Annotated in this window: 11 protein-coding genes; 10 read left to right on the top strand and 1 reads right to left on the bottom strand. The window is 43.6% G+C overall.

Annotated features, from left to right (window positions below):
- The 9 genes from V1L65_RS15085 to V1L65_RS15125 form a co-directional block, all read left to right on the top strand.
- Nucleotides 1–1386, top strand: a 1386-nt coding sequence (locus V1L65_RS15085) for a hemoblobin-interacting domain-containing protein (protein WP_331700019.1), incomplete at its 5' end; no start/stop codon positions are given.
- A gap of 202 nt (nt 1387–1588) precedes the next feature.
- A complete protein-coding gene (locus V1L65_RS15090) occupies nt 1589–2287 on the top strand; it encodes a response regulator transcription factor (RefSeq protein ID WP_331700020.1) in 699 nt (232 codons plus the stop codon).
- A 98-nt stretch (nt 2288–2385) separates the two neighbouring features.
- Nucleotides 2386–3786 carry a sensor histidine kinase gene (locus tag V1L65_RS15095; protein WP_331700021.1) on the top strand — a complete coding sequence of 467 codons (1401 nt, stop codon included), beginning with the start codon at nt 2386–2388 and terminating at the stop codon, nt 3784–3786.
- 66 nt (nt 3787–3852) lie between these two features.
- Nucleotides 3853–5034, top strand: a complete 1182-nt coding sequence (locus V1L65_RS15100; RefSeq protein WP_331700022.1) for a hypothetical protein — start codon at nt 3853–3855, stop codon at nt 5032–5034.
- Nucleotides 5027–5185 (top strand): hypothetical protein, encoded by a 159-nt coding sequence (locus tag V1L65_RS15105; RefSeq protein WP_331700023.1) that lies wholly within the window; start codon nt 5027–5029, stop codon nt 5183–5185. The genes V1L65_RS15100 and V1L65_RS15105 overlap by 8 nt, the downstream gene beginning before the upstream one ends.
- A gap of 216 nt (nt 5186–5401) precedes the next feature.
- Nucleotides 5402–6184, top strand: coding sequence for an SDR family oxidoreductase (locus tag V1L65_RS15110; RefSeq protein ID WP_331700024.1), 783 nt, complete (start codon nt 5402–5404; stop codon nt 6182–6184).
- Nucleotides 6185–6453: 269 nt separating this feature from the next.
- Complete coding sequence (locus V1L65_RS15115) at nt 6454–6792, top strand: PadR family transcriptional regulator (protein WP_331700025.1); 339 nt, start codon at nt 6454–6456, stop codon at nt 6790–6792.
- 1 nt (nt 6793) lies between these two features.
- Entirely contained in the window at nt 6794–7624 is an 831-nt protein-coding gene (locus V1L65_RS15120) for a permease prefix domain 1-containing protein (protein WP_331700026.1), read from the top strand.
- 52 nt (nt 7625–7676) lie between these two features.
- Nucleotides 7677–8312: a trimeric intracellular cation channel family protein gene (locus V1L65_RS15125; RefSeq protein WP_331700027.1), complete on the top strand. Its 636-nt coding sequence runs from the start codon at nt 7677–7679 to the stop codon at nt 8310–8312.
- Between the two features lie 551 nt (nt 8313–8863).
- Here the strand turns inward: V1L65_RS15125 and V1L65_RS15130 are convergent.
- Complete coding sequence (locus V1L65_RS15130) at nt 8864–10303, bottom strand: hypothetical protein (RefSeq protein ID WP_331700028.1); 1440 nt, start codon at nt 10301–10303, stop codon at nt 8864–8866.
- Between the two features lie 236 nt (nt 10304–10539).
- Here V1L65_RS15130 and V1L65_RS15135 point away from each other — a divergent pair, with 236 nt between their 5' ends.
- Nucleotides 10540–12297 (top strand): sensor histidine kinase, encoded by a 1758-nt coding sequence (locus V1L65_RS15135; protein WP_331700029.1) that lies wholly within the window; start codon nt 10540–10542, stop codon nt 12295–12297.
- Nucleotides 12298–12301 lie beyond the last annotated feature (4 nt).

Here is a 12301-nt window from a genome sequence, read left to right on the forward strand (position 1 = left end):
TCCGCTAAAGCAAAAGTTGATCTAGTGGCGGATAGTGCGGAAAAGTCTACTTTGCTCGCAGATATTCAATATGCCCAGCAACTCTTAGATGCACAACTAGAAGCTATTGCTAAACTACAAGCAGCCACTGAAGCCGTAAATGGCTTGTTCACGGACAGTACGAAAACTGCATTGAAAGTGGGCGTAGATCAAGCCGCTATTGACGCTGCGAAGGAAAAGATTGATCTAGTGGCAGATGGTGAGGAAAAGTCTGCCCTAAAAGAAGCTATAGAAATTGCTCAAGATTTACTTAGTCAAATATTGGCGCCACCGACTTTAACGGGAACAGTTCCAAATGTCAACACGGTGCGAATTACATTTTCTGATGATGCTGCGTGGAGAGACAAAATTACAGGGGTTTATCAAAATGGCAACTCCGTTCCCATCCACAGCTCTAGGGTGAACAGGTCTACCGCAGGAATGATTGAAATTAATCTTACTGGTGCTTCACTAACACCAGGAACGCATAAATTTCAAATCAAAGCCGAAGGGTATGCGGACGCTGAGGTTACTATTGAAGTGCCTGTACCATTAGCAGCGCCGGAATTAATGGGGACAGCTCCGAATGTCGACACTGTGCGGTTAACGTTTTCCGATGATGCTGCATGGAGAGATAAAATTACTGGGGTTTATCAAAATGGCAACTCCGTTCCCATCCACGGCTCTAGGGTGAACAGATCTACCGCAGGAATAATTGAAATTAATCTTACTGGTGCTTCCCTAAGCCCAGGAACGCATAACTTTCTAATCAAAGCGGAAGGGTATGCGGACGCTGAGGTTACTATTGAAGTGCCCGTACCATTAGCAGCGCCGGTTTTAACGGGGACAGCCCCGAATGTCGAGACCGCGCGGTTTACATTTTCCGATGATGCTGCGTGGAGAGACAAAATTACCGGAGTGTATCTAAATGGCAACTCGCTTCCGATTCACAGCTCTAGGGTGAACAGGTCTACCGCAGGAATGATTGAAATTAATCTTACTGGTGCCTCGCTGACATCAGGAACGCATATATTTCTAATCAAAGCAGAAGGGTATGCAGACGCTGTCGTTACTATTGAAGTCCCCCCACCGTTAGCAGCGCCGACTTTAACAGGGACAGCACCGAATGTCGACACAGTGCGGTTAACGTATACCGATAATGCTGCATGGAGAGAAAAAATTACCGGGGTTTATTTTTATCGGAACGATATCTTGGTTTTCCTTCACCCCTCCAGGGTGAGCACATCCACCGCAGGAATTATTGTACTTGATTTTACTGAAATTTCACTAACACCAGGAACGCATCAATTTCTAATCAAAGCAGAAGGGTATGAAGATGCTACGGCAGTGATTATTATTGTGCCTTGATTATAGTATAAAGAAATCAGTTCAATGCCCGTAATTGTTATGTTAATATTTAACGCTATTTGTATTCAAAACATCGCCAAGGGCTAACCCCAGGCGATGTTTTTTTATATTGAGTTATGAAAATTCATCCCGTTCACATTGTGGCAATAACTGTCCGCTATAATGAAAGAATAGGTTAATAGTTTGAAAGCGGGGGAGTGCTGTGAGCGAGCCAAAGCAGAAAAAGCTGCTCGTCATCGAGGATGATGAAGCGATACGGGATTTATTAATCTATGCGTTTAAAAATGAAGGCTATCAGGTTTTTGGTGCTGGTACCGGAAAAAGCGGGCTTCGGATGCTGGAGCAAACCGAACCGGACGCCCTGCTGCTCGATGCTATGCTGCCGGATATTAGCGGCTTTGATATTTGCAGGGAAGTATCGGAGAAATACTCTATTCCTATTCTAATGCTTACTGCACGAACGGACACTGTAGATAAAATAATTGGCCTTGAGCTAGGCGCAGATGATTATGTGACGAAGCCATTCGAGCTGAGAGAGGTGGCTGCCCGCGTCAAAGCTTTGCTAAGACGAAAGGAAAAAGCGGAGCTTCGTAAAGGGAACCAGCGCGAGCAATTAGTTTACGGTGTAGAGCTGGACAAGAAGGGATACGCGGTCTATAGGCATGGAGAGGAAATCAAGCTTAAGCCGAAGGAGTTTGAGCTGTTGCTTCTATTTCATGAATATCCAGGGCGGGTCTTCTCCCGGGAAGAGATTGTGGATCGGGTATGGGAGATGGACTATGACGGCGATTTGAGGACAGTAGACGTTCATGTTCAGCGCATCCGCAAGAAGCTGGACGTTGCATTAATAGAGACGGTATTTGGCATCGGCTATCGAATGGGCGAGCGTGGAGCGGGATGAGCAAGGTGGCGCTCCCAATCCATTGGAAATTCACAATTGGATTTATACTTATTTTCTCCCTTGCAACCAGCTGTCTTTATTATTACATGTCTCATGTCATGGAAAAGCAGACAAAATCAACGATTCAGGAAGATATGAAGAAGCTGCAGCTGTATACCTATGACTTTATTCAGCAATATGCCCTTGTCCATCAAGGAAAAGAAGAAGCTGAGGGGATAACGCCATTGCTCCAGGCGATTAGCCGGAGCATTGGTCACCCTGTTGCTTATTTTGATAAAGAGGGTCGGTTTTTGGGAGAGTCGTTGTTATCGAAAAACAGGAGTACCCGATTGGATAGCAATGCATCTGATGTTTTTATGCATCATTTTGAGGAAGACCGAGCCTTAAGCATGCAAAATAAATCTGTCGTTACGATCGTTCAGGATGGCAGTAAGCATCAAGTACTGTTAACACTGCCTTACTATGCGGGCGGCCAATATGAAGGAGTTTTCCGGATGTTGGGCGATTATTCAAGCCGCTATGCGCACAATGCCGTGATGCTAAGAAGCCTTGCCTGGTTTATGGCTGGTCTTTTTGTTATTGTCCCGATATTTTCATATTTACTATCCAGAAAAATAACCCGTCCGCTGCTTACGCTTTCACGTGTAATGAGAGACTTTGGCGAAGGCGGGCAGGAGGATGAAACACTGCCGCTTGAGCGAAGGGATGAAGCAGGCCAGTTAGCGGAAAGTTTTAAACGGATGAAAGAACAAATTGAAAAGCAAATGACGCATCTTGCAGAAGAACGCAACCGGGTAATCGAGCTTGAGCAAAGCAAGCGGCGTTTCTATCAGCATATGACACATGAGCTGAAAACACCCCTCACTTCTATATCCGGTTACGCACAAATAATCAGTGAGCCGGGCTTTAACGATCCCGTGTTTCTTGAGCGGGCGGCCCATCGCATTAAAGCAGAGAGTGAACGGATGCATGCCATGGTAGTACAAGTGCTTGAGCTCGCACGCCGGGAGGATAGACAAAACGAGCCGGCAAAATTGCCCTTTGATCTAGGTGCTCAGCTCAAAGCTTGCTGCGAGGATATGGAAATGAAAGCTTCTCGTTACAATATTAAGCTCCAATGCAATATGCAGCCTGTATTAATGAACGGGCAAGAGGAAGAGCTGCGCAGAGTATGGGTGAATTTACTCGATAACGCAATAAAATATGGCGCTGCAGGCACCACTATTGCAATAAAAACAGAATGTGTTGAGGGGGATATCATTGTAAGGCTGAGAAACGAATTGGATCAGGATCAAAAGGCGGATGCTGCTTTAATTTTTGAACCCTTCTATAGAGAAAATGACATGCTGGCCAAAGAAAAGGGCAGCATTGGGCTTGGGCTGGCTATTTGCCGTTCGATCATTGAGCGGCATGCAGGAACGATTCATTTTCAACAAGGGGATCGATTCGCAGTTGTTCAGGTTCAGCTTCCGTATGGTCATAAGTTGGCAACAAACTAGGCTAATTCGGACATAACTCTCGGTTATAGTGGTCGTAAGAAACGATCAGAAAGGGTGTTAGTGGATATGAAAGTGTCGGCAACTGCTCAAAGAAATAACCGGAGGTGTAAGGAACGCAGATTAGGAATCGTTTTGCTAGCAGCGGCAATCATTATGGGGGGATGCGCATCCGTCGCAGCGGAAGCTCCAAAGACCAGCTCATTCGTGTTGAGTGAGGATGTGAGGCAGGAGCTTAACCGTATGGAGACGCCAATGTTCGAGGGACAATTGCTGCAGCTGAGTGAAGAGCTCAATTTTGACGATATTTTAACTATCAAGAAAGGCGAGATGCTGTTTAACAAACAGCAGGGCTTCTATACAGCTCATATAAAAGATGGCGGCAATCAACAGCCGATACAATTATTGGATAAGTCTGCAATCGCTGTTTCCGAGAATGGTAGGAAGGCGCTCTATGGAACAGCGACAGAAGCTTATATTCTTGATATCGATAGCGGAAAAAGTAAGAAAGTACAGACTAAGAGTGACTCGTATAAGGGTCAAGAAAGTATCGATGGATACACCAGTATGTATTTTGCAGATAAAGAGGGGCGTTACGTTGTTATTTTAAGAGAAGTAGGTGTGCTTGCTGTTGCAGATACGGCTACGGATGCTGTTTATACGATTATGCTGAAGGATTATTTGCAGTCGGAATCCTACGGGTATAGGCATGATTTTAAAGTGTATCAAAATGAACTGTATATGTTTGCGAGCGTTCCCGACCGTGACTATGACAATTTAATCAAGATTAATCTTGAACAGCTTCGCTTCGAGACAGTCCTGAGCGGCGATGATTTGTTTATTGGCAAGTACGAGCTGTTATCGGATGGCAAATTGTTGTTCGATGGGCAATTCCGTGAAGAAGATGGTATTTTCCTGTACGATCCCGTATCAGAAACATTTAGGTCTGTGCTTAGCGAGCCGGATGCAGATCCGGGGCGGTTTACTTATGCTTTTAGCTTATCGCCTGACGAAGGGCATATTCTTATTCATAATGTGGTCAATGAAAATGTGGAGTTAGCAGAGTTCAAGGAAGGCAAGCTGCTGAACAAGCGTTTTGTGATGAAAGGCTATTCGCTGCACGCATTGATCTGGCTGCTCACGAGCTGGAATGAGGATGGCAATGACCTGTATATTAAGTTGGCTTATGAGGATGGAGGCACGTCATCCGGGATTGTAAGTAATATCGTGGAATATACGATTAATGAATAAACAGTTTGAAAGATTAAGCTGCGGTATTTTGCCAATAGGCAATGTACCGCAGCTTTTTTATAATCAATCGGGCAACGATTGGCAAGCAAAAAGAAAAGGGGAACGAAGAGCAAGATTGGGAATGGAGAAGCGGCAGCGTCCGCCTTTGTAGGCCCATTTTATCCTTTACAGGGGTTATGTAATCAAAAAAATTGGACTACAACAGCGATCGGAATCCCAAACTTGATCGTAGTAACCTCCCTTATCGACAACCTACCAGTATTCGTTACAAAAGGGGAAGCTTTTTCGACACGCGGAATAAATGATTATATTTACAGAAAGAAGGGTATAACGGTTTATAATCGAGTATCCGAGGAGGTAATGAGGAATGAGCGAAATATTAAAAGACAAAGTAGCGGTCATCACAGGAGCGGGCTCAGGTATTGGACGTGCTACAGCGCTGCAGTTGGCTCGAAATGGATGCAGTATTTGCTTATTTGATTTGAATGACAACCGAACGGAGGAAGTGGAGAATACGATTCACGATATGGGCAGAGAATCCTTATTTCTTGATGTGGACGTCTCCGACACGCAGCGGGTAGAACGAGCGGTTCAGACTGTAATAGAACGCTTCGGAAAGATTGATATCGTGTTTGCCAACGCAGGGATCAATGGGACGCTTTCTCCAATCGAGGATTTAACACCGGAGGCATGGGATGAGACATTGGCGGTTAATTTGAAGGGAACTTTTTTGACGGTTAAAAATGCAATTCCGCATATGAAGAAATCCGGCGGCAGTATTATTATTACGAGCTCAATTAACGGAAGCCGGAAGTTTTCCGGCTTTGGCATGTCGGCATACAGTGCGTCCAAAGCAGGGCAGGTTGCCTTTGCAAAAATGGCAGCATTGGAGCTGGCTCGTTACAAAATCCGCGTTAACGTTATATGCCCGGGGGCTATTGAAACCAATATTGGTGAAAATACAGAACGCACGAAGCAGGTAGACAAAATCAGTATTCCCGTTGTATATCCGGAGGGCAATCAGCCGCTCGAACACGGTCCGGGCCAACCAGAGCAGGTAGCCGACCTGGTCATGTTCCTCGCTTCTCCGCAATCGAGTCATATTTCGGGAACGGAAATTTTTATAGATGGGGCAGAGACACTATTGTAGTGGAATTAAAATGAAGTAATATTGCAAGTGAAGTTTGGGGCTGTGCCAGGTTGAAAAGTAACCTGCCGCAGCTCTTTTTGTGCTTGTTTGCAAATACTTTTGCTAATCGAAAAAACGGTTCATAAGAAGCTGTTGATGCATTGTGGGCAACTGTTCCTTCTTGCTAGATCAACAATGCATCGACAGCCTCCATAAAAGAAATCTGTATATAGTAAACTACTTTACAGTATAGAGTAGTGTATGGTATATATAAGTGGGGGTGTTTTCTTTTGGAAATCGATAAAGAGATGTTAAAAGGCTATATTGAAAGCATTATATTAAGCTTTTTAAATAAAGAAGATCTGTATGGATATGAAATTTCTAAACGGATAAGGGAAATCAGCGGGAATACATTTGAAATCAAAGAAGGAACGATGTATGTCGTGCTGAAGAGGCTAGAGAATAGTGAATATATATTGCCTTATTGGGACGATTCTGAGAGCGGCGGGGGAAGACGCAGGTATTATAAAATAACAGATCAAGGAATCGAGTATTTGACAGTAAAGAAAAAGCAGTGGGATTTTTTCAAAAATATTATGGATACTTTTTATAGGGAGGTCGAGGTTTAGTATGGATCGAGTTGAAAATTATATGAAGTCACTGAGCAAAAATGTTTGTTTGAGTCCGAAGGAATTGGAGGATTTTAAAGCTGAAATTAGAAATCACTTAACAGATACAATAAAAGAGTTACAGCAGCAAGGAAAGTCGGAGGAAGAAAGTATTACAATTGCTTTAAACAGATTTGGAGCCGAAAAGTTTGTTAATAGGGAATTGAGAAAAGTTGTTCCGCCTCGGAGTAAATTAAGTAAATCAATGCTGCGGATTTCCGGTTTATTTTTAGCAGCTTCTTTATTGATTTTTTCATTCCATCTATTTTTAGAACAACGAAATAGTACTGATTTTGATAGAATGCAGCTGCAATATCATCAAATGGAAGAAAGAATAATAACTGATGGCACAGTCACCAATGAGCAAATGGAAGCCTTCTTTAGTAAAAATGAGCGAATTTTGCGGTTTGTTTACCTATCCAAAGTGGATAATGAGGGTCAGATAACGGAGCATGTATTTCCTTCTGGCACAGCAAAAGAGCAATGGCATACACAGCCATATATATCATACCCCTTTTTAATGGAGGCCAATAGCAGCAAATGGGAAACAAAGATCGGGCTAAATAGAGAAGCTCTATTTTCGCCAATTCCTAAAGTTGTACTTCTCCTCGCAATGACTAGTTTCGCCGTATATTGGATTTTGTTCGGATGGTGGAATACGATGAATGCCTATCGCATGAACCGGCTTAATATAGTGTGGGCGGTCATGTTTTTCACGCTTAATATATTCGCATATTTGTTATTTAGATTAGATGAGAATATTAAAATGCGGAGATTAAAGCTCACCGCTTAAGCAAGGTTTGTCGATAGGTAATAGAGAAGCCATTGCTAAGGAGATAGAATGAATGTTTTTACTAGATGCTTTTGTATACTTAGGTATTATCGCGGCGGGAATATCAGGGGCATTAATCGGGATTAAGAAGGAATTAGACTTGTTCGGAGTCATCTGCTTATGCGTGGCAACCTCACTCGGAGGAGGGATCATTCGCGATTTATTAGTAGGCAATGTGCCGCCGATTGCATTTGTAGAGCCAAGTTATTTCTTTGTAAGCTTGAGTGCGGCAATTCTGACCTGGTGCTTTTATGAGAGAATCAATCGGCTCGGACAAATCATTCTTATATCAGATGCGATTGGTCTGGGGGTCTTTACTGCGGTCGGTTCCAATACAGCCATAACCTTGTTTCCCGATGAATCCTTTTTGGTCGTGTCCATGGGGCTCATTACAGGAATCGGCGGCGGAGTATTAAGAGACCTGTTTGTGAAAGAGATTCCTTATGTTTTTCGTAAGGAAATATACGCAATAGCATCTATTTTGGGGGCTGTCAGTCTTATTCTAACGTATAATGTTGTCCCGCATATCGTCTCTCTCTATATTTGCTTCGGCATCACATTCATTCTCCGCATGGTATCCGTCTTCTTTAACCTTAACTTCCCTGTTTTAGCTGCTGAGAAGAAGAAGTCAGGGAGTGTTGGGAAATAACGGGTGGTTGTATGACAACCCTATCGTATTATTAGGTCAACCAGGTATTACTGGTTGGCTATTTTTTTGCTGTAACGGTTGCTATTGCGCCTATTCGCCTTAAAAAGAAAGGGTTCAGATTCTTACGGTTGTCACAGCGGCTATTTACGAAAAATCTCCAAAAAACCACCTGAAAACTCTAAATAAGCTCTGCCACAACCGTAAGAAAATAAAAGTGTGCAAAAACAAGTGTTTAGCCGCTGTGGCAACCGTTAGAACGATAGCGGCGGCGTTTACAAGCAACTATTAAAACTGTTGAATAACCCGTTTGGAAACTGTAACCAATGCTAGGGAAGGTGTCGATTTATTGTGGGCAACTTTGATAAGCAATAAGAAAGGGAACGAAGAGCAAGATTGGGAATAGAGAAGCGTCAGCGTCCGCCTTTGTAGGCCAATTTTATCCTTTTACAGGGGTTTTTTCATCAAAAAAATTGGACTACAACAGCGGTCGGAATCCCAAACTTGATCGTAGTAGCATCCCTTTCGACTTGCCATCCAACTGCTTCGAACCGCTACATGATGTTAATCCAACTGCTTTTGGAAGTAATCTCCTTCCCTTTGTCTGTCAGGAAATAGACCTCTAATTTTACTTTGTAGTTAGCAGCTGCGGGCTTGGGAATAGTTAGCGTGAAGCTGCGATCCTCATCGTCCACAATGTTATAATAGGCTGTTCCCGCGTCGAGCAGAAGGCCTTTTTGGTCAAAAAGGCGATAGCCGGTCCAAACGTTTTTATGTTTAAGCTTTGCTTGGGCTTTGCCATGAATATTTAGTTGCTGCGTGTTTAATTCATGCGTTAGCCGATCAACCGTAAAGTATTTATTGCTTAATGAGTTTATTTTATTTTCTATGATATGATTCCCGTCGCTTAACGCGCCTGTTATTCTCCAAATGTTATAAGTATATTCAGGCAAGCCGGTTAGGTTTGGAGCAGCCTGGCTTTCTGTAAAGTAAACGACTGCTTCGTTCTGATCTGGCAAGGTACCGAAAGCAGTGCGCACCAAGCCTGCATTATGATTGCGAGGCAGATCGGTCAGCTGCGGTGTAATATTGCCTTCTACCCGCCAAGCTCCGCCGCCGCCCCAAATAGAGGCGCCATCAATGCTGGCAAGCTGAATGCTTTCTGTTATATAGTTTGGCTGTCCGGACGGGAACGGATGCTGATCACGAATTGCATAGAAGCGATCGCGAGTAGGATCGTAGACGATATCGAAATTGTTAAGCCAATCGTTATTGCCATCCGTCCCGATTAGACCGGCGGTAGTCAACTGCATTGGCGTACCGATTACAGGCTGGCTCATATCGCCGAGATTCAGCTCAACCCGATATCCGGCTGTTGCTGACGGATCGCCCTGTGTATAAAACAGCATTAACCGTCCTTGCCCGTCTATACTTGTAGCTGATGGCTGCCCGACTCCCCAATATCCGTCATTCGGATATGTGATAATCGGATCGTGGTATCTTGTCCAGTCGCCGGACAAATCATTGGAAAAAGCAACGCCGATCTGATTATGGTAGCTGGCATTTACGTCGTTGCCCAAGTAGAACAGCGCATAGCTGTAGCTTGTTCCATTGTATAGAAATTTGCCTTCCACAACGGAAGGGTCGCATACATGGAAGCTGTCCCATGTTCCGGCTGGACCTGGTGCCAGTACGGAGCGGGATTCAACAACGGTATTGTTCTCGATTTTTGTATAGTAAATATGATCTCTTATGATACCGCTTTCATTGTTGTGGCAGCTCCACATATGAGTGGTATCTCCTTCTTGGATTACTGTAGGAGCGTAAGTATATATTTGCCCTGTCGGATTGTAAACCTCCTCAAGCGACTGTTTGTCCCAAAGAACGGCAGCAGAAGCGGATTGCGGCTGCATCAAACCGATCAATAGTACGATAGCCAGCATGAATGCACAGCTTGCGTATAACCATCGGCTGTTCTTTTTTTTAATTCTCATAAGCTATTCCTCCCTAAATGTTTTTGTTGTGCAATAAAGACAACCATGATGATGTCTTACATCTTCTTCATCATAGTAACAGCGAGCAGTTACAGTCTACTGCAAGATGATGACTGTCCGTTTTTTACACAGGAGAGTATAAACAGGTAAATATAAGATAGAAGGAAGTTCTTTTTGATCAAGTATAATAGAAAGAGAAGACAGCCATGCAGCGAAGGACAGAGAAGGGCGGTTAAATGATGAAGCTGTTTCCGATCAAAAAGATGCCCACAACAGGCTTTAATTTATTTCAAAAGCTTGTTGTTATTTTTTTAATTATGATAATTCCGGCATTTATTATTAGTGCTCTTATTAATCGTTCCGGCGAAGCGGCCGTATCCGGACAAATTACAAGCTCATTGAAATCGAATGCGCATTTTTACTTAAGCACCTTTGAGCGAGAGATGGAGCGGGTCATTCGTATGAAGCAGCAATATATGCTGGATAGCACTGTTCAAAATTTAATGCGCTATCATATGATTTACTCGGACAGCGATACGATTTATGCCATACAGGAAATTGAGCGCCGCTTGCAGCAATTCAAAGAATCGAGTTTGTTTGTTCACCAAATCAAATTGATGCTGCCAGAGCTGAACATCGTCATTCAAAACGACAGGGTGGAGCAAACGATTCCATTATCTGAACAGAAGGCGGTGTCTGAGCTGGCGGTGTCCGGAAAACATATCGAATCTTTTCAGGAAGAGCTGATTATGGGGGATTATTATCCGCGTCACGATATGCAGGAAGGATCAGCTAAGATGTGGATGGAAATTAAGCTGTCCCAAAAAAACATGGAAAAATCGCTTCGTGAAGCAGTTGCCTACAATGGCGGCGAGGCTATTATTGCCGATCGAAACAGCGCCTGGATGATTGGGGCATTCCCGCAACAAGAAATAAGCAATCGGCAGTTTATTGAACAATTGAATCTGGATGATAACAGCCAATCGGGAGGCATTGGACGCTTCTATATCGGACAAGAAGCTTATGTGTATGCATTTGAAGCCTCCTCTTTACTAGATGCTGTATTTATGGTCTATATGCCGGAGGACAGCTTCCTTGGACCAATCAAAAAACATAAGCAAATTTATGCTGCGCTGGCGGCTACATCTGTACTTGTAATTGTTTTGTTTGCAGCGTGGATTTACAACATTATTCATATTCCGATGCTGCGTTTGACGAGTGCTTTTCGGCGCTTGGAGAGCGGGAGCTTCCAGCATAAGTTGGAATCAAGCGGCAAAGATGAATTTAATTATTTGTACAAGCAATTCAACAAAATGTCTGAGCGGCTGGAAACGTTAATTAACGATGTTTATGAGCATGAGCTGCGCTTAAAACGTTCCGAATTAAAGCAACTGCAAGCACAAATAAATCCGCATTTTCTATACAATATTTTCTTTTTGCTAAACCGAACGATCCAGCTTGATGATATAGAGGCTGCCAAGCGTTTGACCAAATACTTGGGACAGTTTTTCCGATTTATTACGCGCAATAAAGAAGATGAAGTGCGTTTCAAGGAAGAGGTTGAGCATATTGAGGCCTATATTGGCATACAGGGTTTACGTTTCGGTCGAAAGTTGGACGCTCAAATAGGCACTTTGCCACCCGAGGCAATGCAAGTACAGGTTCCGCGGTTAATTTTGCAGCCGCTCGTGGAAAACGCTTTTGAATACGGATTGGAAGATCATTTGGTGCAGGGCGTGCTTCGCGTTTCCTTTGTAAACGGGGACGACAGCTTTTACGTCCATATAGAAGATAACGGAACGGAGTTATCTGACGACAAGCTCATGTATTTGCAGCAACAGCTCAGTCAGCAGGATAAGGATACAGAGACAACTGGGCTGCTGAATATTGACAAGAGGATAAAACTGAAGTTTGGCGGCGAGTATGGTATAAGCTTAAAGCGCAGCGGGTTGGGCGGACTGCATGTCATTCTTCGTTTGCCGTTGCATTCTTGATAAC

This window comes from Paenibacillus sp. IITD108 (genome assembly GCF_036541265.1).
Lineage (GTDB): Bacteria > Bacillota > Bacilli > Paenibacillales > Paenibacillaceae > Pristimantibacillus.

What these genes read in the sequence shown, in the direction of transcription:
- V1L65_RS15125 (WP_331700027.1), top strand. Translation starts at nt 7,677, where the DNA reads ATGTTTTTACTAGATGCTTTTGTATACTTAGGTATTATCGCGGCGGGA.
- V1L65_RS15135 (WP_331700029.1), top strand. Translation starts at nt 10,540, where the DNA reads ATGATGAAGCTGTTTCCGATCAAAAAGATGCCCACAACAGGCTTTAAT.
- V1L65_RS15095 (WP_331700021.1), top strand. Translation starts at nt 2,386, where the DNA reads ATGGAAAAGCAGACAAAATCAACGATTCAGGAAGATATGAAGAAGCTG.
- V1L65_RS15100 (WP_331700022.1), top strand. Translation starts at nt 3,853, where the DNA reads ATGAAAGTGTCGGCAACTGCTCAAAGAAATAACCGGAGGTGTAAGGAA.
- V1L65_RS15110 (WP_331700024.1), top strand. Translation starts at nt 5,402, where the DNA reads ATGAGCGAAATATTAAAAGACAAAGTAGCGGTCATCACAGGAGCGGGC.
- V1L65_RS15130 (WP_331700028.1), bottom strand. Translation starts at nt 10,303, where the DNA reads ATGAGAATTAAAAAAAAGAACAGCCGATGGTTATACGCAAGCTGTGCA.
- V1L65_RS15120 (WP_331700026.1), top strand. Translation starts at nt 6,794, where the DNA reads ATGGATCGAGTTGAAAATTATATGAAGTCACTGAGCAAAAATGTTTGT.
- V1L65_RS15105 (WP_331700023.1), top strand. Translation starts at nt 5,027, where the DNA reads ATGAATAAACAGTTTGAAAGATTAAGCTGCGGTATTTTGCCAATAGGC.